Origin of the sequence: Shewanella sp. S1-58-MNA-CIBAN-0166, assembly GCF_040310085.1 — a bacterium.
GTDB lineage: Bacteria > Pseudomonadota > Gammaproteobacteria > Enterobacterales > Shewanellaceae > Shewanella.
This window is the reverse complement of sequence record NZ_JBEOPN010000147.1, coordinates 1-267: the sequence shown is the minus strand read 5'-3', so window position 1 is coordinate 267 and position 267 is coordinate 1. Positions and strand designations below refer to the sequence as shown.

General features: G+C 28.8%; 1 protein-coding gene. It reads left to right on the top strand.

The genetic code is table 11. The features are described 5' to 3' along the window. The coding region (locus AAEY99_RS21475) for a hypothetical protein (RefSeq protein WP_351011985.1) at window positions 1-267 on the top strand (267 nt) is incomplete at both ends.

Below are 267 nucleotides of genomic sequence, written 5' to 3'. Positions count from 1 at the left end.
ACTCCTCGGAGATGCAATAAATATTATTAGAGATACCAAAACTAAATTTTTAATTGATTTTTATACTTTTATGCGAGTAAAAGAATCAATTTCAATTAAAAAGGTGTTTGACAAGGGTTTTTATGATGCTTACAGACTTAACAAAAAAAAGCGCCCCGTTAAAGCTTCCATTAGTAAAGTACAGAAACTAAAAAAAATAGTGTTAAAGCACTTTCCAAAATCAAAAGGCAAATTTCCTTTTGAGTCTAATAAGGAAATGGTCGAATA